This window comes from Clostridium septicum (assembly GCF_003606265.1).
GTDB lineage: Bacteria > Bacillota > Clostridia > Clostridiales > Clostridiaceae > Clostridium > Clostridium septicum.
On sequence record NZ_CP023671.1, the window covers coordinates 1074718 to 1097525 of the forward strand.

The following is a 22808-nucleotide window of genomic DNA, read 5'->3' on the forward strand; positions in this document are numbered from 1 at the left end:
CTAATTATCTTCTCTTTTTATATCCATTATCTTTAAAATATTTTTATCACTGCTTTTCTTTACAAATTGCATATAAATTAATTCTATCACACATATTAAGACAACAACACAAATTGAAATAACCATTAGTTTACCAACTTGTTCCTTCATTCTTGTTGTCACAATACCTGTAAATAATGCTCTTACTGCAAATATACTACTTATTGCTGCAATTGCTATTGGTAGTGAAAAATACCAAGTAATTTGACTTCTTGCAGATTTACATAGCACTTCATAGCTTGCACCTAAATATGTTAATGATTGATACCTCTTTTTTGTTTTTTGTTGATGCATTAAAAATTGTACTCCCATAACTGTATTAGCTATTATTAGAAAAATAACTGCTAAATAAATAGTTACATAACTTGCTGCAACAGTATAAAACAACTCTCTTCCTATATTTTGAAGATAACTTTCATAAAGTATATCAGTAGTATTAAGTTTTTCATTAACTTTACTAATAGCTTGCATTAACCCATTTTCCTTAACAAATTCCTTATTTAAAGTTGCATTCCAATAAGTGCTAACATTATTTTCACTAGTATATTTGTTAAAAACTTCTTCTGTAACTATTAAACCATAGCTAATAGTAATTAATTTATCTGTTACAACGCTATCAGTATAACATTTATCTATTAACTTATATTCTTCTCTATCAAAATATAAAGTAGGTCTTTCTTTTAAAGCATTTTCAATTAAATCTCCAACTTTAAACTTAGGATCATTATAAAGAGCTACCTCATTATCCTTTAATATAATTTTTTCCTTTCCTTGTAACTCTAAAAGCTTATTATATGAAGTTACAGAAATTAAATACGGACTATCCATATATTGAAGGTTGTTTAATAAAGTATCTTTACCCTCTTCATTCTTTTGATTTTCTATTACACTTATCAAATCTTTTGCTGAAAAACTATTGTCACCATGAAACATTCCTAAATTCATAGCATATATGCCATCAATATACTCATTTAAATCTAACTTATTTATTACTGACTCCACATCCTTATATTCTGCTTCAAATGTGTAGTCTATAACATGAGATTGCTTTGAATTAAATAAGTATCCTACTGGAATACCATATGCAAAACAACTAATTGCCATTAAAATTAAAAGTGATGAAATAGCTAAAGTATTTGGCTTTAAAAATACTGATTCTTGCAATTGTCTAAAGGTAAACATATTTAATTCATTTATGTTAGTTTTATTTTTAAGAATTACTTCAAATAATACACCTATACCTTGAAATAATAGTAAAGTTCCAATAAGTCCTAATATTAGTGTAATCCCCATAAGCTTTATACTTCCCCATGAAACTCCCTTAATTGCTATAATAAATGCAACTGTAAGTAATATTACTCCTAAAACTAATTTAATAATAACAATTACTTTATTTATTTTTCTTTTCTTTTCTCCTTGAGATTCTGAAAGTAATTCGGTAACCTCTTTTCTTGAAAATTTACCACTTAAAATAATAAGTGCTATAAATCTAATAATAAAATATCCTATAATAGTTCCTATAATTGCTGAAAATGAAAATGAAAAATTATGTCCTATTATACCTAACCCTATAACTTTAGCTGTTACTAAACTAATAATTTCAGATATACAGATTGCAACTGGAATACCAATTAGTACTGACAATATACTATTCCATAACTCTTCTGCAAAAAGCATTAATAATAACTTACTACGCTTCATACCAAGCATTAAATACATTCCAAGTTCTTTATTTCTTCTTTCTAGTTGATATTTCCCTGCAAAATATACAAGAAAAAATAAGATAAATAATGATAATCCATATAAAGATGGAATCAATAAAAATAACTTGTTTAGTGCTTCACTTTCCATAGTCTTTAAAAATATAATAACATCTTGTTTTTCAAGAGATAAAATAATATAAAATGCAACAATAGATATAATTAATGATACAAAAAATAACCCATTTTCTTTTCTATTTCGCTTACTATTTCTCTTAACTAAATCATAAAACATTTGCACTTCCACCTCCTAGTTGTGCCATAACTAGAAGTATTCTTTCATAAAAATCTTGCCTAGATTCTTCTGGCTTTTTACGTCTTAGCTCATGAAAAAGCTTTCCATCTTGTATAAATAAAATTCTTGAACAAAAGCTAGCTACATTTGCATCATGAGTAACCATTAAAATAGTTGTTTTTTCATCCTCATTTAAATCAGATAGTTTTTGCATTAATGCTTTTGCATTTTTAGAATCTAATGCTCCTGTAGGTTCATCTGCAAGAATAATTTGTGGATTTAAAATTAAAGCTCTTGCTGCTGCAACACGTTGCTTTTGTCCACCTGAAATTTCATTAGGAAATTTATCTAATACATCTGTAATCTCCATATACTCTGCTAACTTTTCTAATTCTATATTACTATTTTTCTTCAATTTATTGTGAATAGCCATTGGAAGTAGAATATTTTCCTTTGCAGTCAAATTTTCTAGTAGCTCAAAGTTTTGAAATAAATAACCTATCTTATTTCCTCTATAATCTGCTAATTTATTTCCTTTAAAGTCTTCTATTCTCTCTCCCTTTAATAAAATATTGCCTTCAGTAGGATGAGTTGTAGTTGCAATACAATTAAGAAGTGTTGTTTTTCCTGATCCACTGCTTCCCATAATTCCAATGAATTCACCATTCATTACCTGAAAACTAATTCCATCTAAAGCCTTAGTTTCAAAATCTTTTTTACCATAATATTTTTTTAAGTTTTTAACTTCTAATATTCTCTCTATCATTATAATCACCTTTCACTTCATAACTTTATATCTAACAAATAAAACTCCGGAATCTAACTGTTACTAATTCTTATCTATATACTTATTATAAATGGAGTTTATAATATAAAACACTTACAGTTGCTGAAAGGTTTTAAATATAAAACAAATAAAAAATTTATATAAAATTAATAACACACTTTTGGTAAAATATGTTAATATTGAATATATATACTAATATAGGATTATATTTATAAAACTATTTGCCAGTGAAATGAAAAAGGATGGTGCACTATGAAGATCTTTAAAAAAGGATATTTATTTAACACTTTCACATCAATAATTATACTTGTCAGCTTTCTTATTACTATAAAAATAGATAATGACTCAAGATTACCACAAAATGCAAATACAGATTATTTCATGAATTCATTACCCTATATTTACTTAATTTTAATTTGTTTAATTGCTTTAATTACATTTAATCTATATAAAGCCATAACTACTAAAAAGACAAATTAGATAATATATAAAAGAAATAATCCCAATCTGAATATAAACACTTTACAACTGATAATATTTCACTTGGTATATTTTTCTTTTCTTCTTTTTTCCCTTGTTCTATTACTCTTGCTTCTGCTGAGTTAATCATATTTGCCCTTTCATGAAGTGACCTTTCTCTCTCATAATAAATCCTCATTACTTCTTCATCACTACTTAAATATTCGATTTTTTGTTCAGCTTTTTCTATTGCTGTATCCAAACTCATCAACTACTTTAATGTAGTTTCAGAAATATAAAATCATTCAAAGGTTTTATTTTTCTCATTTATACTTACCTCATTATTTTTATCATTAGTAAAATTAATAGCTTAAAATTATTAAGCTATTTTTTAAAACTCCTCTTTAATACCCATATTAAATTTGCAATAAAAATTATAAAATTTATTATTGATTTAACAAATTCTTATATAATTACTAATTTGAAAATCACCATTAAAATACTTTTTTATATAAAAAAAATTAAATTATTATAAATTTTCTCTTCAAATTATATGAAAAAGTTGTATTTAATGATATAATTTTATATAAATGTAATTCAATTTCGAGAAAGATTAAAGATTTGTTGGGCTCTTTTATTAGTTAGTTAAAGGCAGATCCTTTTTTAGTTAGACTACAGATTAAATAATTAGAAGAAAAGAAAGATGTAAATTGGCAGAAATAAAATTCAAATAGATAATATAAATTTTTATCAACTTATTTTTAGGAGGACATAACTTATATGATAAAAGAAAATACTATCAAAGAAATTAATTATATTAAAGGAATAGCAATACTATTAGTTTTTATAGGACATGCTTCTACACCATCTTTTTTACAAAGACCTTATACTTATGAATTCATGGTACAATTAATTTACTCTATTCATATGCCATTATTTTTTTTAGTATCTGGTTTTTTATCATACAAAATTATTAATATGAATTTAAATAAAGAATACTTATCTTTTATAAAAACTAAGTTTTACAGATTAGGAGTTCCATTTTTAATATTTTCTTTTATAACTAATTTTATAATTATTGCTTTTAAACAAGTACTTAATGAACCGGTATCTACTAGTACTTTACTAGATAGGATTAAAACAATATTTTTATATCCTGAAGATGGAATTATGGGAGCTCTTTGGTTTTTATACACTTTATTTTTTATTGCTATACTTGCACCATTTATTGTTAAGCTACCACTAAAGCTAACAATTACCTTATCATTATTGCTAAATATCTTTACACCTAAATACATAAACTTTTTATCTATTAGTAGAATAAACTTCTTTTTAGTATATTTTCTTATAGGACTTTATTTTAGAACATATTATCAAGCTAATAAAAATAATATATTTAAAATGATTTCTACCTTTAAAAAAATAACTCTCTTTATTATTTCTGCAATCTGTATTTTTTCTTATTCATATATAATAACTAATGGAATATTTATATCAAAATATCTTTTAAGCACTTTAAATTTTCTTTGTGGATTATGTGGTATGATTCTAATACTTATGCTTATAGAAAAGATTAAAAATTTAAAAGTCTGCAGTACATTATCCTATTTAGGACAATACTCTATGGACATTTACCTTTTTTCATGGTTTTTTCAAATAACTTCAATGATATTAATAACTAAAATATTAAAAATTTCTAACTACAATATATTTTTTATAAGTAATATGATAGTAGGAAGTTTTTGCTTACCATTTTCTATATATATACTTAGAAGATTTAAGATATTTAAACGTTTACTTTTAGGTGAATTTCAAAATAATGTTTCATTAAAATCTACACCTAGTATAACCACTTAGCTATATGTTATCTTTTTTTATTAAAAACCTAATTGGTGTTTTAATATTTTCTATGGGAATAATAAATGTTTTATTGAGAAAAAGCATAAATAGAGTCTTTATTTCATAATTTAAAATTATAAAAAATTGAAGTCCAGCAAGTAATTTGCTGGACTTTATTATTAATGTGTACTACACATATATAATATGTATAGATTAAATTTTTATAGTTTTTTGAAATTTACTCTTGGATATAGTAAAGATTTACTTAACATAACATTAAATATTATTATACTATTAGTTATATTTAATTTACATCAAATTAAATACAAGAAAAATAATCCAAAGAAATAACTGTAGTATCCTTATTCTTTTTACTCCTTTATTATTAGATATATTTATACATCTTAAATTAATAGTATTTAAGATATTTCCAAATATAATATTAAAATATCGGAATATAATTCTACCTAAAAGTACTCCTGTTGTATTTAAAATTATATCGTTTATATCTACAGCACGTCCTATAAATAACTGTAAAAATTCTATAAAGAAAGATATAATCATTGCAGTTATTATAATTTTAAACCTCTCTTTTGCATCATCTTTATAATATATTGATAGAAAAAAACCAAATGGAATAAAGATAAGAATATTTCCAAAGAGATTTACTATAGAATACATATCTCCCTTAAGTGCAAATAAATACTGAACGTTCATACCCTTAAAAGGGATTATATTTATACTCCTCAATCTTACCATATCGAAAGAGGCAGAAGAATTATTTCCTATTGTAATACCTAAAACAAATATTATACTTAGTATGAATCCAAGGATAGCTATTTTTTCTTTTAATTCAAATCTAATATTTAGCAATGCTCTTTTTTCACTAATTAAAAGCATATTTAATAATATTATTGGAATTGCTGATATATAAAATGGAATAGCTCCAAAAATAGCTGTACTAATAATGTTCATATAAATCACTCCTTTACTGACTTTTCTATGTGTAAGTTATTTATATAAACTATAATAATAAAGCCAAGTAACATAATTGGAAACACTCTTATTTGTATGTTCTTTAGCGTAAAATATATAACATTACTTCTAAAACAAACCCACAATATAAAACATGTAATTATATATAGTAATATTATTTGTAGAAGTGTACCCCCGAAAATTTTTGTCTTCATTATAAGGCGATCCCTTTTATTTAGGCTAAAATCTTCAAAATCACATCTTTTTTTCTCTAAAATAAAAATTAATATTAATAAAATTAATGATAAAATCCATGAGGATATTTTTATAATTTTACTTGCTTTAACAGAAATATTAACTGGATTTTCTTTAAATGGGTTTTCTACTCTGCCACGATAAGTCCAATCAATATCTAATTTATCAACTATATTATCAACTGTGGTTGTTATATAATTATATTCACTGTCATTATCATATGGAATATAGCCAGTATTTTTTAAAGAATATAATATCTTAGTAAATTTACTGTCTGAAAAATTATCACTTTCTATATTTAATGAAGGCATAATAATTTTATCATCTAAGAAATTTTCGTATTCTATAGAAAATTTACTATCTTTTTTTAGAAATCCAATAACTTTTAATTTAAGGTTTAAAAATAAATAATCACATTGAATATAATCTCCTATATTATAATTCTCTAAATATGAATAACCTAAAACCACTGGAACTGCCTTACTTTCATCTAAAAGATAATCATCCCCCGAGAAATATTCTCCACATTCGATTTTATCCTTCATATTTAAATAATTACTAGTTTTATAACCTATTTGCAATGAATTTACTGTAGTCATAAGCTTTCCATCTACTTCTTTATTAATAAACTCTTCACCTTTAGTACATATGGGGTTACCTTTATACTCTCCGATATACGTTAAAGGTTGCTTTAATATTTCATAATACTTCAAATTATTATCATTAGCGATATCTATGTATAACTTTTTCATTTTATCTAAAGAATTAGGTTCATTAAAAAATTCTATAATTGATAGTCTTCCTTTAAATCCATCATAATTATCCTTCAATTGTATAAATCCAGTATCTATATGCTGTGAATTTAAATTTTTTTGTAATGAAACAGCCTCATAAATGCTATTAGATACTATAGTTAATAAAAAAATTGAAATAAAAATTAAGCTTTCATAACATTTAATTTTTATTATCCTTTGTAATTTCATATAATCCTCCCATTTTAAAAGTTCTCTTTATTACTTTTTCTCAATTCAAATAAATATACTAGGTTATATTTTTTCTAAAAAATTAATATAATTTATTTTTCACATGAAAATTATACATAAAAAATAAATAAATTGCAATTTTTTCAAGTATTAATTATAATGGTGTTCATTGTTAAAATGAATATAGAAAATCATATTACTTCATTTTCTTTTAATATTGATTTAAAATAAATCTGTCGATATATTTCTAACAAAAATGAAATATCTATTTTAAGGAGATTTGAAATGAATAAAAAGCTATTTTTGAAATTAGGATTATTGTTATTATCTCTATCACTTGTCTCATGTGGACAAAAAAAGAATTCATCAGAAGAAGATAATTCTTCTAAATCAAGTACAAGCCAATTTGTTAGCAGCACTCAAAATTCGGTAAAAGAAAGTGTAAAAACTACAAATCCTTCTGTTGAAAACGTAGTAGAAAGCAAACAAGAGGATGTACAAAAAAATACACATCCCTCTGTTGAAAATGCAGTAGAAAGTAAACAAGAGGATGAGGATGTACAAAAAGATACGCACCAAGAAGCAAATGAAAAAGATTATTATGACTTAATAAAAGAAGCTTGGCAGAAACAAGAAGATTACATTGATTCTATTGATGATTCTAAAGTAAAACAATCAGTACAAACTTCACATTCTGCTGCTATTATGAAGTCAACTGAATTGCTTATGAATCATCCTGAAGACTCTGAGGCTATAGATGAAAGTCTAAAGAAGGTTCTGGCTGGTGAATAATCTTCAAACTTTTGTAAAACAAAGTTAAGTAACTAAATATGGATGGTCACATTTCTTATACAGATATTTTAAAGTCTTAAGCTATATGTTTGTTATTCTATGATTTTCATTGACAACAAGACTTTTGAAATATAGATAGTTATCTTATGGTTAAATCCATCTTTAGTCAACATAAAAGCCAATGCTATATTAAACATTGGCTTTTATTATTACTTTAATCTAATCTATAAATAAAGATTAATATTTGAATAATTAATTTTAATATATTATTTATACTCGCTTTTCAACTTAAAATTTAATAAAATAATTGACATTATCTCAACTATTAAAGCATCATACATGTTTATGTTATATAAATATTTATTAAAATACAGTATTATAAATACAATTAAAATAGATGGCAAACTATTAATTAAACTCTTAAAGCCTAAAACAATACTAGTCCACTCATCAAATTCAGCTGAGCTTGATTTTTCAGGTTTATTATTAAACATGAAAATAATATTATTAAAAGCCATTGTTAATATAGATAAAATTAAACTTTTAAAATAGAATTCATAGGATAAAGTTGCTTTAGTTATTATAAATTCTAGTAAGAAAACTATAAAAACTAATATCATAACTAAAAAAAGTGTAACTAGATTTTTTGATATAATATATTTTAAGGTTGCCTTATGTTTTTTTAAGTAAATAGAATCTTCTTTTACTATATGTTCTGAAACAAAATTATATCTTCCCATCATAGAAATGGTAATTAAAATAGCTAGCATATACCCATCAATAAAATCTGGTGTATCTAATCTTGTAAGTAAAAAGATTAATGTTAACCCTCCCGATAATGCTAGAAATTCTTTAATTTTATAATCAAAAATTTGTTTTATATTTTTCATTAAATACATAATAAAAACTCCAATACAGTATAATTAAAAAAATAATTATATGTTACTTTAATCAATAAAGTATATAAACATTAAGCTAACATTATACATGTCTTCTAAAACCTCATAGAATCTTGATTTAGAATAATGCCTAACTATTTACTTTTGTCCCAATAAAACATCCTTTTTCATTAATATTTCTAATAAATTCATCTTTATTTTCTTCATTTTCAAATGCTGTTACTGGAATTATAACAGGATAAACTTTATTTATTTTATTCTTAAGAAAAATAGATGCTATAATTATATTTCCTTTAAACTCATGTGCAAAAATATTTTCTTTTAATGGAATAATTAACTTTTTATTATCATATGTAACTTCTATAGAATCATCCTTCACTAACACTGTCTTTTCAGCTGAAAAAATTGGCTTGTTTTTATAATGTTTAATAGAAAGTTTCTTAAATATTTTCATTATCACTTTTGGTAATAAATAAAAAAATATATATATATCAAATAAAATCATAATTATAGTCATTAATATCTTAAGAATCAGCATAGAAGCATCACTATAAAATTCTGACTTCTTCTTTACATCATAAACATTAATTATAATTGGACTTAATATACAAATTATATTAAATGTCATATAATATGTTTTCAACCAAAACCAATTTAAATAAGTGTACTACATAAACTTTTCTACATCTTCTACATTATTTTTAAATTTTATAACCATAATATAAAAAATGGCTTTTATTATACAGAATTTGTACTCATATTAACTTAACATATTATATATTTCTGTTTAATTATACATTATTATAATTTATTTTTTTGTCATAACTTGTAACTTAAATATTAAATTTTAAAGCTATATTTATGAAGCTTCAAATTATAAATTAAGATCCCATAATTTTGTAAATTTCATTAAAAGTAATTTTCACTAAGAAATTAAAATTAACGATTTTAAGCCATTTATAAGATATTAAAACTTGAAAAAATATAGTTTTTTAGTTTACTATAAATAAACTTGTAGAAATAATACTACTGAAGAGATTAGTTAGGTGACACATGAAAGAGACATTATTATGGACCCTAGAGTTTTATAAATACAACTTTAATATAGCTTTCTTGAATGTATTTGCTTAACTACTTCATACTCTACAAACTTTCATCTAAAACATATTCTCAATTCTCGAATACTCCCCAAACCACCGCAATCCCACCATTCCTTTTTCTCCGTGTCTGTTTTTTAGTATCATTGCATTTATGCAGTTTGGATTTTCGTCGGCGCTTTTAGAGTTGTAATTAACTTTTCCTTCTATACTCATTTCATCTCTATATGCTGGATTTTCTAATTTTTTATTTCTATAAAGGGCTATAACTTGATCGCTATCTTGTTCTATTCTTGCACTATCTTGTATATCACTTTCTGATATCTTATCACAGATATTATCTGAAATATTTCTATCAACCCCTCTATTTGCTTGTGCTAAAAGTACTACGCAGATATTTTCATTCATAGCTAGAGTTTTGAATTTTGATGAAATTGTTCCAAGCTTTTCTGTTAATGAATTTCCTGAAACTCCACCTATATATTTATTAATATAATCAACAAATATAATATCTAAGCCATGCTCTAGCTTATATAGTTTAATTTCATCTATTAAAGCATCTACATTAGTTTCATTAGTAACGTAAAAATCATTGCTAAGAAGCTTAGTTACAAGAAAGTTGATCTTGTCCTTCTTCTCTTCTAGAATGGATGTTCTATTAGAAATATCAGCATATTTTATATAACAATAACTTGCTGACATTTTATTAAAAACTTCTGTATTGCTCATTTCTCCACTACAATAAATTATTTTTTGCCCATTCATAGCCATATTTAAAGCAATTTGTAATGACATTGTAGTTTTTCCAACTCCACTTCTTGAAAAGAAAGTTATAAGACGACCTCTTTGGAAATTACAAAGCATCTTATCAAGTTTATTAAGACCGCTTTCAAATCCATTTTCCCCATTATTGTTATAAAGCCAATCTAAGTAGTTTTCATAAGGACTTACTATGTCAACTTCTTTCTTTATGGAAGATTTATACACAGAAGCTAAGGTGTTTTCCACATGTTCAATCATATTTGCTGTTGATAAATTGTGATTTAATTTTTGGATAAGGGATAAAAGCTCATTTCTTTTATGATTTTCAACTAAAAGCTCTAGCTTAGTTATAAAATTTTCATCACTACTTGAACATGTTGCAACTTGGGTAATATAAGTTACTCCACCTATTTCTTTAGTAACCTCTTTATAATTTTCAAGAAAGTTTATAGTGTCTATGGCCTTCCCCTCTTCAGACATTCTTAAAATATACTCATACATCTTTTTATGAGTTGCAATTCTAAACATAAAAGGGCTTATCCTCTCTTTAGCCTTTAAAAGCAACTTGCTATTATTAAATATTCCTCCTAAAATCTCTTGCTCTAATATAACCTCTTGATTTGTAAGCATAAATATTTCCTCCTACAGCCTATTAATATATATACTTAGTAAAGTCCATTTTCTTTTTAAATTTATCTTTATTCTTAAACTTCAAAGAATATTGATTCCACAAATCCCCTTTATCAACAAATCTTTTAATACCATTGTCTTTAACTAAAAAGCTCTTTAAAGACCATACAAAGCTATAGTAATATTTACTTTTAAGAATTTCTGAATAATGAGATATGCCATCAATAATTTCATAAACTGAAAAGTTAAGTAAAGCTTTTTCCATAGCAAGCTTATTTTTTAAACTTAACTCCTCTTTGCCATTTATGTTACAAGAGTTCCAACACTCAATAATCCTTATATATATATTATTGTTTTTTTCTTGTATTTTTAGGGTTTCATCTATAGAACCATTATGGGTTCCAACTTTAGAAACCATAGATACATCTGATGTTTTACCATTAAGACTTTGAAGAACTTCACCTATTTCAGAGGCTTTAGAGTACTTTTCATTTGAATTTTTCATATTAGATATTCCATTAATACCTCCATCATCATATTCATTCTTACTTACATTTTTATCTTCTGTTACTTTTTTATTTACCTTATCTTTAGTTATATTATTATCTTTTGATACTTCTACATCTACTTTATCTTCTATATTTTCTTCACTATTATTTTTCACTTTCTTAAACTCTTGTCCACCTATATTCAAAGTCTTCTCTACCAAACTTTTATAAAATAAATATCCCTTATAAAGAAAATATCTAGTAGCTCTTCCTGTTTTCATCATTTCAATATAACCCTTGGTTTTTAAGTTTGAAAGAAGTTTTGAAATCTTAGACCTACTTCTTATTTTTATAAAATCCATAATATCTTTATAAGTAACTTCAACAACTCCAACTCTACTTCTATCTAAAGACCATAAACCAATTAAAAAATACTTTTCCTCTGCATTTAACCTTTCATCTAAAAATATAGCTTCCTCACTTACCATGTAATTCATCATCCCCATAAACTCTCCCCCTAACTAAAAATCTTTTTTAAAATAATAATGATTAACTCTTTTTATAATTTTCTTTTCAATATATCCCTTTTCAACTAAAGCTTTAATTAACTTAGAAATCTTTGCCTTTCTTTTTGTACTACAAATCATCATTAATGATTTATAACTTGGAAAAACCTCTCCACAATTTCTATGATCAAATTTCTTTAAAGCTATAAGAAAATACTTTTCCTCAATATTTAAATCCTCACTTTCTAAAATCCAATTATCAATTACAGTAAAATTCTTTCTTTCCATAAGAAAACTCCTTTCTCAATTTATATATAAAATTTCTAGGTAATTAATAAACATTATGTAATTATCCTTCTAATATATAAATACGAAAAAAATCATGTTTTTTACGATTTTTACGTAAAAAACATGATTTTTTTTAAAAGTTTTTTCCGACAGGAAAAGACATCTATTCTATATTAATTTATTAATTGCATATATAAACTCATTAAAATCATATATATGCTTTTCTATTATCATTTTAATAACTTTAAGACTAACTTCTTGATAGTTGTGAACAGCTATATTTCTAAAACCAACCATATGTTTAAGCTTTTTGTGCACAATTCATCTGATATTTTATTATATATAATATCATTTCCCATATACTGTACCACTCTTTCTTATTCTTTCAATAATATAGATCATCATAATTATAACATACTGAAAACATATAAATTAAAATATATAAAAATTATATTTTATTATTCTTCATCCTCTAATGCCTTTTTGAAGCTTTCAAATGTAATAATACTATTTCTTTTATAATTTTCATTAGATTTCTCTATTTCAGCAGCCTTAGCTATAACATCTAATATAACTTCCTTGCTTAAATCCTCAACATAAATTAACCTTTCAGCTAACCATGCTGCAAGGGTTTTAGAATAGCTATTTTCAACAATTCTTTCACAATATACTAAATTTAAGTTTATATCATCTTCCTTTGATAAATTTAAATCTCTCAATATTGTTTCAGAACGCATGACACTGTTATTTAAGTACATTATACTTTTATCTAGTATTTCAGTTATTATGTCTCTAAGAGCATCTTTATTTTCTGATTTTAAAGATAAGTTTAATATATTAGAGTTTATGCCCGCTAATATAGACATATCATAATTATTAATATTTTCATATACATCTTCATCCATGATAATCTTTAAATTAATATTTTTAATGCTATTTATTATATCTGTAGCTAAGAATATAATATCAAGTAAGCTTTTTTCATTGGCTATCCATTCTTGTTCAACATCTCTTAGTAATAATCCTAAATCGTTTAAACTCCAATACATATATATATTATCATTTCTTCCCATTTGGGATAATCGTTCACTTATTTCATTACATTTATCTTCATATATTTTTGCTACATTTTTATTTCTTTTGACATTTATAAACTCTTCGCTATAGGCTATAACTCTATCCTCAAATCCCTCTAGTCCTGCTTTGACTTCTATACTAAATAATTCTTCGAAGGAACTAAATAAATACGCTAATATCACTGATAGTGAATCTACTGGACTGTTGGTAGCATTTATAAGATTTACATCTAATTTAAACATATCTATTTTGTTTATTTTTTTATTGTTAACTTGAAATAAATTTTCTAAATTAACATTATTATTTTTTACTATTATAAATTTACTTTTATCTAAGATATTTATTTCATTATTTATAACTACATTTGAAAATAATTTTTTAGCACTTATTTTATCTAAAATTCTTCTTACCTTTTCTTTATTTTCATATATCCATCTCTTATTTTGTATTGTATTATCATTTCCTAATATAAAGTTACTTATTTCATCAAAATCCTCTAACCTATTTTCAGTTATATAATTTGAAGCTCCCTCTATATCTGGATCATACTTAATAGATATAAAATCTTCATATATACCTAAATCATTAAGTAAGGATTTAGCTACTTTTTCTCCATGACCTTTAATTTTTGACATAACAATAGTGGATTTTCTCTTACTTCCTATTATATCTAAAATTAATTTTATTCCTGAAATATCTTCTTTATTTGGCCCTCCAAAAATAAATACGTCACTTGCAAGATCTGTTAACGCTAATGCTGCCCATTTATTTATGCCATTTACTGAATCTATTAATATATAATCTATATCATACATCTGTTTTATTTTTTCAATTAAATATTCAATATAGCTATTTTTATAAACGCTATTTTGCTTTATTCTTTCTAGTTTTTTTATATAATTATAATTCACTTCCCCAGCTGGAATTATGTATATATCACCTAAAAAACCTTTATTTAGCTTAGTTATAAAAGAATCTATTTCTAAACCTGAATTATTTCTTTCTATGTTAGTATCATAAATGTTTTCATGTAAATAATCTATTAGTCCAGTATCAGATTGTATATCATTTGAAAAAACATAATTAAAACTTGGAGATTCTAAATCTAAGTCAATTAAGGCAACATTTTTGCCTCTTTCAGCTAAAGAATATGCAGTTTGTATTAAGGCTGAAGTTCTTCCTACGCCCCCCTTATATGAATAAAATGCTATAATCTTCTTTTCTTCATAACGCTCTTCTAAATCGTTTTTATCTATGAATTCACTAAAAGAAGCTGCTCCACTAACTTTTACTGTTCTATCTAACTGTAAAAACTTAGCTTCCATTTCTGTATATAGCTCAATAATTCCTGGGGTAAAAACTTCCCACTCTTTTTCTACTCCTAATAAATTAATTTCTTCGATTTTTTTATGTATGTACTTTTTAGCCAAAAGAATATCATTAGCTCTTTCAGTAACCCCAATTATATCAACTCTATTTAAATTAACTATGTCAATGGTTATCCACTCATTATAACCATTTACAAAATATGATCTTACATCATCTATAAGTTTTTTCTTTCTATTGTTATACAGCATACTTTATTCCTCCCATCCCTTATATGCAACAATTATACTTTTTAGATTATTAAAGCTTTTAATCCAGCTATCAAAAGTATTCTCAAGATTTCTAAAATCCTTTATAGTACAATATTCTAAATCAATAAAACTTTTATATTCTTTGGAATCATTTATTAGTGGATTATTTACTAACTCCATATCGTAACTATTTAAAGATTCGTCTAAATCTCTTAAAAGCTTAATTGCATTAATTAGGTTATGTCCTGGATTTATAATTCCTCTGGATTTAATATACTGTTCAGTAGGCTTGTCCTCAGTAACTATTTCCCTTACTGCTTCATCTGAAAACCATACTTCGTTCTTCTTTACGTATTTACATTTTTTTAATTCATACATTGAAATAATTTTATGTTTTAATAGACATTCTAAGAATACGCCCCCCATATGCATTGCAATAATCCTATGGTCATCACCTAGATTAAAAATTCTCATATAATCTCTTAGCCTTTCCTTAAAAGTAATTTGAAAATCTTCTTCTATGTCTTTAAAATCTTCTAATCTCATATTTTCTCCTAAATAACATAATTAATATATACTTCCTGTATTACTTTTATTATATCCTATATATAAATCAGATTAAATATAAAAAATTTACATTATTTTAATTATTATAATATTTTTTTTTAATAATTTAAAATTCCACTCTCAAATTATACCATTTTTATCCTTTTATTTGCAAATAAAATTTTAAAAAGATAAATATTACTCAAAAAAAGAATTTTTTCTAGATATTTATATAATTTCCACAAAATAAAAAAAGAAGCCATACAAAATGTATGACTTCTTTCTGTTGGCAAAATATACTTTAATTTAAGAAGGTATGTAAACTATAGCTATATTATCTAGAATAGAATTCTACTATTAGATTTTCATTAATTTGAATAGGAATCTCTTCTCTTTGGGGTAATCTTGTATAAGATCCTTTAAAATTATCTAAGTCCTTATTTATATAAGGTAAAATATTACTTTTATTGGTTTGCGCAGCCTCCACAAAATTAGGAATCTTTCTTGATTTTTCTCTTAATGAGATTTCATCACCTGGTACTAGTTTATATGATGGAATGTCTATCTTCTTTCCATTAACAAGAAGGTGCCCATGTGTAACCATTTGTCTTGCAGCTCTAATTGAGTTTGCAAATCCCATTCTATACACCATATTGTCTAGTCTAGATTCTAATCTAATAAGTAAGGCTTCGCCTGTGGTAACACCTTTTTCATTAAACGCATCATAAACATACTTTTCAAATTGTTTTTCTAATACACCATAGTAAGCTCTTAACCTCTGCTTTTCTAACAATCTAACTCCATAATCTGATAACTTTTTGTCTGCTCTGCTAGTCCCCTTAATGGCACGGTCCATTGCTTTGGGATGACCAACAACATTTAAACCAAGTCTTCTGCACATTTTAAAACGTGGTCTTCTATCTTTAGCCATTGTTTACCTCCTTTAAAATTAAACTATGAAGTAATTTTAACATAAACCTCCATTTGTTGAAAATGATTATCAATATCATAATTCATCTTTTAAGTAAATTATTTTCATATTTCTAATTATTTCTCACTATTTTTACTTTTTACGAGGTTTTTAATATATTACTTTATACCTTCTTCTTCCCATAATAAAAAACAAAGCAGTACCCCCTATAAAGTTTAGGAATACTGCTTAAAATTAACTAACTTTATTATAAATTTTTCTTATAAGATCTCCCTTAATTAAAAAGCTAACAAGCTACTTCTAAGGGTCTCTTCTGTTATAGTTTCAGGAATTAAACTTAATTCTTTTAAATTTCTTTCAATAATCTTTAACTCATCAGAATTCTTACAATATACCTCTAAATAACTGCAATCTGTTACTACTAAAAATATTTCACAATTACCTTCTACAAAATCATTATAAGTTTCTATTTGTGGTATATTACTTGTCCCGTATTGTCCAGTAAGTTCTAAAAAAATAACATAATATTTTTCATTACAGATTCTATCATATAGCTCCCCACCCCTTAATGAAGTAGAATCAAATAACGATTTATACTCATTATCCTTTGAGCATATAATCACCTCATCATTATCCACATGCCAATTATATTTGTGAATATCTATTCCTTTTAATATATCAAATAAATATCTGCCCCATTCATTAGGAATATCACATCTTAATCCATTTACCATATTGAATAATCTCCTTTTAATCCATTTATATTTTGTTACCCCAGCAAAACTAAGGATTTTAAGATAATTATAAAGTTAAGCATATTATTTTTCATAATTCCCTAAAAAACTCACCTTATTTTAAAAACTGTTATACAAATTATATCACCTTAAATGTAAATTTTCACTTAATTATCGAAATTCACTTACATTCCCTTTAATCCTAAAATATAAATTTAAACGAATATATTACCTCACATATTCCATGTAATATTTTACAAAATATCCATTAAATATTATAATATTTTCAGAAGGATTTTAAAATGACTAAAATAAATAACAAAAACAAACTTCTACTACTTATAATTTCACTTATTTTAATATTTCTAGCATTAGTAAATACTACAAGATTAGACTATATATTAATAATATCTGCTGTTGTAGTTCTTTGTATTGAATTCTTTTGTGATTTCTTACTAAAGACTAATACTACTTGCCAACTTAAATCAAATGAATTTTTTAAGACTTTTTTAAAATTAGAAAAGTTTAGTTTTGGACTATTTGGGATATTTATATTTTCACTTATAATTGTCAGATTATTTCCTTGGATTATGTTAAGTATTGACATTAATAATAGTTATTTTTTACCCTTTGAAGTAATTCAAATAGATTACTTCCCTATTATTATTACGATTATATTAACTTTGATAACTAGTATATTCCCTCCAATTATATCTATAAATAATTATTTATCTAAAACAAATAAATATATTATTTTATTACAAAATAAATTAAGGATTAGTAGTGTATCTACAATTCTATTAAGGATATCAACTATAACTTCATTAATGTTTATTTTGTTAGATTATAAGCTATATAGTATATTAGTTTTAATATTTTCTTTATTATTATCCATCTATATAATTACAAAAATATCCAAAACAGATAAAGAATTTAAGTAATTATGTAATATGTCTAATTTTTAAAATACTCCTTCTTGATAAAGAATTTTCCTTAATTCTTACCAAGAAGGAGTTATTTTTTTATTTACACAGTTATATTTTTTAATCTTTTTACTATATTTTTAGGTCCCATTATTGTAACTGAATTATTATCTATATGTATAGTAACTCTACTAGAAAATAAACCAACTTCAAAAGAAGGTTTAAATGTAATAAAATTATCAATTTTACTTTCTGGATAGTATGCCATTTGTGGTAATACAAAATTTATAACTTTAATAAATTCCTCAGTATTACTTACTTTTAAGGTTTCTATTTCTATTTTTAAATAAGAAGCGGCACATCCACTAAGAATACCTGACAATATTATACTTAAATAAAAAAAATCTATATTAGATAACGGTATTTCTAAAATAGGACCTAATATAAAAATATTAAATAAATTCACCAATAAAATTATAAATATAAAAAGCCTAAGCCAGGTTTCCGAAAAGCCTCGTGTATTAAACTTGCTTGTTTTTTCATAATACTTAAACATAGTATCTCCTCCATCTGTTTCTAACAACTTATCTCCTGTAATTTTATATTAATTATCCTTTAAATTAATTTACATGAATATATTGGCATAAATTAATTTAAAATGCAATAGTTTATATTACTTTTTATGTATAATATATAAAATTAATGTATTTTATATGCGAAAAATTTTATTAATATTTAATATTATTCAAAAACATGGATTATATATACTATTTAATAGCAATATATCCAATATCCCTCAATATCTCCGGGGACAGGCGGTTCTACATTAACATAATTTAATAGCAATATATCTAATATCCCCCCCTAATTTCTACTCATATCTATAAACAAAAAATTCCTAATGTAAAATATATTTTTCACTAGGAATTTCTTAATTTATTATAAGGTCAATAAATAATTGTAAAAATTAACAACACCCGAAACAACAACAACATCTACAACATCTACAACATCTACAACATCTACAACAACAACATCTACAGCATCTACGGCAGCAACAACATCTACACCATTGCATACCTAATCACCTCTCATCTTTTGTATACTACAATATATTCATTACCATACATAATTGTTACTAAGTGAGTCTCCAAATTTTACATTTGGCAAGACGAACTTACTCAGTGAGCCAATGCGAATCGAGTTTCCTCTGAATCTCCAAATTTTACATTTGGCAAGACGAACTTACTCAGCGAGCCAATGCGAATCGAGTTTCCTCTGAGTCTCCAAATTTTACATTTGGCAAGACGAACTTACTCAGTGAGCCAATGCGAATCGAGTTTCCTCTGAATCTCCAAATTTTACATTTGGCAAGACGAACTTACTCAGTGAGCCAATGCGAATCGAGTTTCCTCTAAGTCTCCAAATTTTACATTTGGCAAGACGAACTTACTCAGCGAGCCAATGCGAATCGAGTTTCCTCTGAATTTCCAGAAATACGTAAACATAGATTTACTAAAGATTTTTCTTGGGGATTCTATTGCACAGAGATACAGGAACAAGCAGAAAAATGGGCTAGTAAATTTAATACTTCAATATATAATTAGAACCTAGTTTTTACTAGGTTCCTTTTTATAAAAATCTAAACTTCTACAAATATAAATTTTGTATTTCCTTTTATATGCTTTAATAAATATAAATCTTCCTTTATAACTTCACAAACTACATTGCTTCTTTCATCTACCTTTACATCTCTAATAAAAATTTGAACTTCACCGCAATACCTTTTATATAATTCATTATCTATAGTAACCATTCCACCACTATAACTATAAGAATCATTTTTCCTAGCTTTTACATCTTGTCCTCTAACTGTAGCTGATCTTATTACAACATCAGAATAATCTACTCTATTACAATGAATATTTCCAAATAATATTGCCTTTTCTTTTTCAGTTATATTTTTATCTGTTTTAACTCTTAAAGTTACACACTCATCACTTAACTTAGCCACAGATTTTATTTCATCTATACTGCAATAAGCATCTGAAAAGTAAATATCATCAACACCTAAAGCTATAAGATGATTCCAAGACATTTCCGCACTTCCTAATCTATGACACTCTAATGTAGGAAGTCCATCATATATAGGACCTCTTCTTTGATTATTAGAAGGTACAAATGCTGCCACTTTTAATCCATAACTTTTTAAAATTTTGTTTTGATTTATAAAATAATCCTCTCCTAGGCCTGTGTACTTTTTAGGATAATAATTATGAGTACATTTTATATTATTAAAATTAGCCCCTAATTCCTTAAGCTTTTTTAAATCATCTAAAGTTATAGTACTAGCATTTAAATCTATTTCTAACCCATAGGAATTATTGCTAAGCTTTGCAATTTTATTTATATCATATCCAAAATCTAACCTTATACTTTTTACTCCAAGCCTTTTAAAGTATTCATAGTCATCTTCTATTCCAATAAATTTAAATACCTTTGGTGATATATCTGCTGTTATATCCATTCCTAATGCTGAGGCTTTATCTACCACAAGGCAAAACTCTCTTACTACCTCTGAATAATCCATTTCTGGAATATGAAGAGATGTAAATACTTCCTTAAAGCCATAATTATTAGCAATATCTAAATACTCTAAGTTTTTTTCTAACGTATAATCTAATCCAAAATAAATTGATATTCCTTTAGCCATGTCCTTCCCCCTAGAATCAATAAGGGATGCTAAAAATAAGCATCCCTAATATTTATATAATTTCCTAAAGAATATAAAATTATTCTTCATCAACAGGATCTTCAAAACCTAATAATGCAGTAAAAATATATCCGGCTATATAAGATACTAATACACCTATTAAAAATACAAACATCTTCCCATCTGAAATTAATAAAGCTAAAGGTAAACCTGAAACTCCCATAGCTACTGCTCCAACTTTAAGTGCTGCCATTGTTGCACCGCCTACAGCTGCTCCTAGACAAGCTCCTAAGAAAGGTTTTCCAAGTGGAAGAGTTACACCATATATTAAAGGTTCTCCTATTCCTAAAAATCCTGGTACTAATCCATTCTTTGCAGTTTTCTTTAAACCTTTATTTTTAGTTTTCTTAACTACTGCCAATGTTGCTCCAACTTGAGCCATACCTGCTGTTGCTAAAATTGGAAGTAATACTGTATATCCAACATTAGCTATTAAATCAGCATGTATTGGAGTTAATGCTTGATGCATTCCTGTCATAACAAGAGGTAAGAATAACCCACCTGATAATGCTCCTGAGAAAATTGCAACTATCATATTATCAGAAGCTACAGTTTCAGCTACTATAGTTCCTATACCATCAGATATAAATCCGCCTACTGGTTGTAAAATAAATAATGCTGCCAAAACAGAAATAGTAAGTGTAACTAATGGAGTTACAAATAAATCTAAAATATCAGGAACAACCTTCCTACAATACTTCTCAACAAAAGAAGCTAATAAAACTACTAAAATTACAGATATAATACCGCCTCTACCTGGAGTTAATTCCTTTCCAAAAAGATTTATATTTGCAAGAGCTGATGATGATAAAATACCACCAAGAACTCCACCCATCATTGGCATTTGAGAACCAAATTCCTTAGCTGCATTTACACCAACTAATATTGGTAAAATGGCAAATACACCATTTCCTATAAGACCAATAATTTGTGCTGCTGTTGTTTCCTTATAAACTTCCCCAAAATAAACACCAGCTATATTATTTATTGCAAGCACTAAACCACATGCTACGAATAAAGGAATTAATGGAATAAAAATATTTCCTATTTTCCTAAGAGAATTTTTAAACTTAGTATTATTTTTTTCCTTTAATTCAGCTTTAGTTTTAATAACAGCTTCCTTACCTATAACCACTGGTTGCCCAACAATCTTTTTAACTTCTTCTGTTACCTTATTAGACTTTCCAGGACCATAAATAACCTGCAACTGCCCCTTAACCTCAACAACACCTAAAGCTCCTTCCGAATTTTTAATTCCTTGAATATCAGCTTTAGAAGAATCTTTAAGCTCCAATCTGCAACGAGTCATACAATTACTAACGGACTTGATATTTTCCTTTCCACCAACAAAATCAACTAGCAGTTTTGCAATTTCTTGATTTGTCATAATATCCCACATTCCTTTCGTTTTATATAAACTTTGCTACTTACTAAAATATATTTAAATACAAAA

At 25.4% G+C, this 22808-nt stretch carries 23 protein-coding genes; 4 read left to right on the forward strand and 19 right to left on the reverse strand.

What is annotated here, in order from left to right; genetic code table 11:
• Nucleotides 1–2034: an ABC transporter permease gene (locus CP523_RS04755; RefSeq protein ID WP_120140571.1), complete on the reverse strand. Its 2034-nt coding sequence runs from the start codon at nucleotides 2032–2034 to the stop codon at nucleotides 1–3.
• Nucleotides 2024–2800, reverse strand: a complete 777-nt coding sequence (locus CP523_RS04760; protein ID WP_066675797.1) for an ABC transporter ATP-binding protein — start codon at nucleotides 2798–2800, stop codon at nucleotides 2024–2026. Before CP523_RS04760 ends, CP523_RS04755 begins: the two co-directional genes overlap by 11 nt.
• 273 nt (nucleotides 2801–3073) lie before the next feature.
• Between CP523_RS04760 and CP523_RS04765 the strand changes: the two genes are divergently transcribed.
• Complete coding sequence (locus CP523_RS04765) at nucleotides 3074–3301, forward strand: hypothetical protein (RefSeq protein WP_066675796.1); 228 nt, start codon at nucleotides 3074–3076, stop codon at nucleotides 3299–3301.
• Here the strand turns inward: CP523_RS04765 and CP523_RS04770 are convergent.
• Nucleotides 3285–3542, reverse strand: a complete 258-nt coding sequence (locus CP523_RS04770; protein WP_066675794.1) for a hypothetical protein — start codon at nucleotides 3540–3542, stop codon at nucleotides 3285–3287. The two genes, CP523_RS04765 and CP523_RS04770, sit on opposite strands and share 17 nt — an antisense overlap.
• Nucleotides 3543–4060: 518 nt before the next feature.
• Here CP523_RS04770 and CP523_RS04775 point away from each other — a divergent pair.
• Entirely contained in the window at nucleotides 4061–5137 is a 1077-nt protein-coding gene (locus CP523_RS04775) for an acyltransferase family protein (protein WP_120140572.1), read from the forward strand.
• A gap of 291 nt (nucleotides 5138–5428) precedes the next feature.
• Here the strand turns inward: CP523_RS04775 and CP523_RS04780 are convergent, their stop codons facing one another.
• Nucleotides 5429–6094 (reverse strand): VanZ family protein, encoded by a 666-nt coding sequence (locus CP523_RS04780; protein WP_120140573.1) that lies wholly within the window; start codon nucleotides 6092–6094, stop codon nucleotides 5429–5431.
• 5 nt (nucleotides 6095–6099) lie between these two features.
• The gene (locus tag CP523_RS04785) at nucleotides 6100–7332 is read right to left on the reverse strand and encodes a hypothetical protein (protein WP_120140574.1); all 1233 of its coding nucleotides are present in this window, start codon (nucleotides 7330–7332) and stop codon (nucleotides 6100–6102) included.
• A gap of 285 nt (nucleotides 7333–7617) precedes the next feature.
• Here CP523_RS04785 and CP523_RS04790 point away from each other — a divergent pair, with 285 nt between their 5' ends.
• Nucleotides 7618–8124 (forward strand): hypothetical protein, encoded by a 507-nt coding sequence (locus CP523_RS04790; RefSeq protein ID WP_120140575.1) that lies wholly within the window; start codon nucleotides 7618–7620, stop codon nucleotides 8122–8124.
• Between the two features lie 266 nt (nucleotides 8125–8390).
• Here the strand turns inward: CP523_RS04790 and CP523_RS04795 are convergent, their stop codons facing one another.
• From CP523_RS04795 to CP523_RS04850, 12 genes are all read right to left on the reverse strand, one after another.
• Nucleotides 8391–9023: a hypothetical protein gene (locus CP523_RS04795; RefSeq protein WP_120140576.1), complete on the reverse strand. Its 633-nt coding sequence runs from the start codon at nucleotides 9021–9023 to the stop codon at nucleotides 8391–8393.
• Between the two features lie 130 nt (nucleotides 9024–9153).
• Nucleotides 9154–9651: a hypothetical protein gene (locus tag CP523_RS04800; protein WP_066675787.1), complete on the reverse strand. Its 498-nt coding sequence runs from the start codon at nucleotides 9649–9651 to the stop codon at nucleotides 9154–9156.
• 529 nt (nucleotides 9652–10180) lie between these two features.
• Entirely contained in the window at nucleotides 10181–11512 is a 1332-nt protein-coding gene (locus tag CP523_RS04805) for a replicative DNA helicase (RefSeq protein WP_066675786.1), read from the reverse strand.
• A 22-nt stretch (nucleotides 11513–11534) separates the two neighbouring features.
• Nucleotides 11535–12506 (reverse strand): helix-turn-helix domain-containing protein, encoded by a 972-nt coding sequence (locus CP523_RS04810; RefSeq protein WP_120140577.1) that lies wholly within the window; start codon nucleotides 12504–12506, stop codon nucleotides 11535–11537.
• Nucleotides 12507–12521: 15 nt separating this feature from the next.
• Entirely contained in the window at nucleotides 12522–12794 is a 273-nt protein-coding gene (locus CP523_RS04815) for a helix-turn-helix domain-containing protein (RefSeq protein WP_066675782.1), read from the reverse strand.
• Between the two features lie 168 nt (nucleotides 12795–12962).
• Nucleotides 12963–13112, reverse strand: coding sequence for a HepT-like ribonuclease domain-containing protein (locus CP523_RS04820; RefSeq protein WP_227909574.1), 150 nt, complete (start codon nucleotides 13110–13112; stop codon nucleotides 12963–12965).
• A gap of 140 nt (nucleotides 13113–13252) precedes the next feature.
• Complete coding sequence (locus tag CP523_RS04825; RefSeq protein ID WP_120140578.1) at nucleotides 13253–15448, reverse strand: tyrosine-protein kinase family protein; 2196 nt, start codon at nucleotides 15446–15448, stop codon at nucleotides 13253–13255.
• Between the two features lie 3 nt (nucleotides 15449–15451).
• Nucleotides 15452–15994, reverse strand: coding sequence for a hypothetical protein (locus CP523_RS04830; protein WP_066675778.1), 543 nt, complete (start codon nucleotides 15992–15994; stop codon nucleotides 15452–15454).
• A gap of 334 nt (nucleotides 15995–16328) precedes the next feature.
• A complete protein-coding gene (gene rpsD / locus CP523_RS04835) occupies nucleotides 16329–16925 on the reverse strand; it encodes a 30S ribosomal protein S4 (RefSeq protein ID WP_066675776.1) in 597 nt (198 codons plus the stop codon).
• Between the two features lie 278 nt (nucleotides 16926–17203).
• Nucleotides 17204–17659, reverse strand: coding sequence for a DUF2691 family protein (locus CP523_RS04840; protein ID WP_066675774.1), 456 nt, complete (start codon nucleotides 17657–17659; stop codon nucleotides 17204–17206).
• 394 nt (nucleotides 17660–18053) lie between these two features.
• The gene (locus tag CP523_RS15920) at nucleotides 18054–18266 is read right to left on the reverse strand and encodes a hypothetical protein (protein WP_162925946.1); all 213 of its coding nucleotides are present in this window, start codon (nucleotides 18264–18266) and stop codon (nucleotides 18054–18056) included.
• 419 nt (nucleotides 18267–18685) lie between these two features.
• Nucleotides 18686–19138 (reverse strand): hypothetical protein, encoded by a 453-nt coding sequence (locus tag CP523_RS04850; RefSeq protein ID WP_207666556.1) that lies wholly within the window; start codon nucleotides 19136–19138, stop codon nucleotides 18686–18688.
• Between the two features lie 940 nt (nucleotides 19139–20078).
• Between CP523_RS04850 and CP523_RS16655 the strand changes: the two genes are divergently transcribed.
• On the forward strand, nucleotides 20079–20189 hold the full coding sequence (locus CP523_RS16655; protein ID WP_083089448.1) for a DUF3990 domain-containing protein: 111 nt from the start codon (nucleotides 20079–20081) through the stop codon (nucleotides 20187–20189).
• Between the two features lie 35 nt (nucleotides 20190–20224).
• Here CP523_RS16655 and CP523_RS04865 read toward each other — a convergent pair whose 3' ends face one another.
• Together CP523_RS04865 and CP523_RS04870 are read right to left on the reverse strand one after the other, a co-directional pair.
• Complete coding sequence (locus CP523_RS04865; protein WP_066675764.1) at nucleotides 20225–21295, reverse strand: DUF871 domain-containing protein; 1071 nt, start codon at nucleotides 21293–21295, stop codon at nucleotides 20225–20227.
• Nucleotides 21296–21374: 79 nt separating this feature from the next.
• Nucleotides 21375–22742: a PTS transporter subunit EIIC gene (locus CP523_RS04870; RefSeq protein ID WP_120140580.1), complete on the reverse strand. Its 1368-nt coding sequence runs from the start codon at nucleotides 22740–22742 to the stop codon at nucleotides 21375–21377.
• Nucleotides 22743–22808: the final 66 nt, after the last annotated feature.

Bases quoted from the DNA above. Each gene is read 5' to 3' on its own strand.
- CP523_RS04825 (WP_120140578.1), bottom strand. From the start codon at position 15,448: ATGCTGTATAACAATAGAAAGAAAAAACTTATAGATGATGTAAGATCA.
- CP523_RS04765 (WP_066675796.1), top strand. From the start codon at position 3,074: ATGAAGATCTTTAAAAAAGGATATTTATTTAACACTTTCACATCAATA.
- CP523_RS04790 (WP_120140575.1), top strand. From the start codon at position 7,618: ATGAATAAAAAGCTATTTTTGAAATTAGGATTATTGTTATTATCTCTA.
- CP523_RS04760 (WP_066675797.1), bottom strand. From the start codon at position 2,800: ATGATAGAGAGAATATTAGAAGTTAAAAACTTAAAAAAATATTATGGT.
- CP523_RS04755 (WP_120140571.1), bottom strand. From the start codon at position 2,034: ATGTTTTATGATTTAGTTAAGAGAAATAGTAAGCGAAATAGAAAAGAA.
- CP523_RS04800 (WP_066675787.1), bottom strand. From the start codon at position 9,651: ATGACATTTAATATAATTTGTATATTAAGTCCAATTATAATTAATGTT.
- CP523_RS04780 (WP_120140573.1), bottom strand. From the start codon at position 6,094: ATGAACATTATTAGTACAGCTATTTTTGGAGCTATTCCATTTTATATA.
- CP523_RS04805 (WP_066675786.1), bottom strand. From the start codon at position 11,512: ATGCTTACAAATCAAGAGGTTATATTAGAGCAAGAGATTTTAGGAGGA.
- CP523_RS04850 (WP_207666556.1), bottom strand. From the start codon at position 19,138: ATGTTTAAGTATTATGAAAAAACAAGCAAGTTTAATACACGAGGCTTT.
- CP523_RS04815 (WP_066675782.1), bottom strand. From the start codon at position 12,794: ATGGAAAGAAAGAATTTTACTGTAATTGATAATTGGATTTTAGAAAGT.
- rpsD (WP_066675776.1), bottom strand. From the start codon at position 16,925: ATGGCTAAAGATAGAAGACCACGTTTTAAAATGTGCAGAAGACTTGGT.
- CP523_RS04810 (WP_120140577.1), bottom strand. From the start codon at position 12,506: ATGGGGATGATGAATTACATGGTAAGTGAGGAAGCTATATTTTTAGAT.
- CP523_RS15920 (WP_162925946.1), bottom strand. From the start codon at position 18,266: ATGTCAATACTTAACATAATCCAAGGAAATAATCTGACAATTATAAGT.
- CP523_RS04840 (WP_066675774.1), bottom strand. From the start codon at position 17,659: ATGGTAAATGGATTAAGATGTGATATTCCTAATGAATGGGGCAGATAT.
- CP523_RS04795 (WP_120140576.1), bottom strand. From the start codon at position 9,023: ATGTATTTAATGAAAAATATAAAACAAATTTTTGATTATAAAATTAAA.
- CP523_RS04865 (WP_066675764.1), bottom strand. From the start codon at position 21,295: ATGGCTAAAGGAATATCAATTTATTTTGGATTAGATTATACGTTAGAA.
- CP523_RS04775 (WP_120140572.1), top strand. From the start codon at position 4,061: ATGATAAAAGAAAATACTATCAAAGAAATTAATTATATTAAAGGAATA.
- CP523_RS04870 (WP_120140580.1), bottom strand. From the start codon at position 22,742: ATGACAAATCAAGAAATTGCAAAACTGCTAGTTGATTTTGTTGGTGGA.
- CP523_RS04830 (WP_066675778.1), bottom strand. From the start codon at position 15,994: ATGAGATTAGAAGATTTTAAAGACATAGAAGAAGATTTTCAAATTACT.
- CP523_RS04785 (WP_120140574.1), bottom strand. From the start codon at position 7,332: ATGAAATTACAAAGGATAATAAAAATTAAATGTTATGAAAGCTTAATT.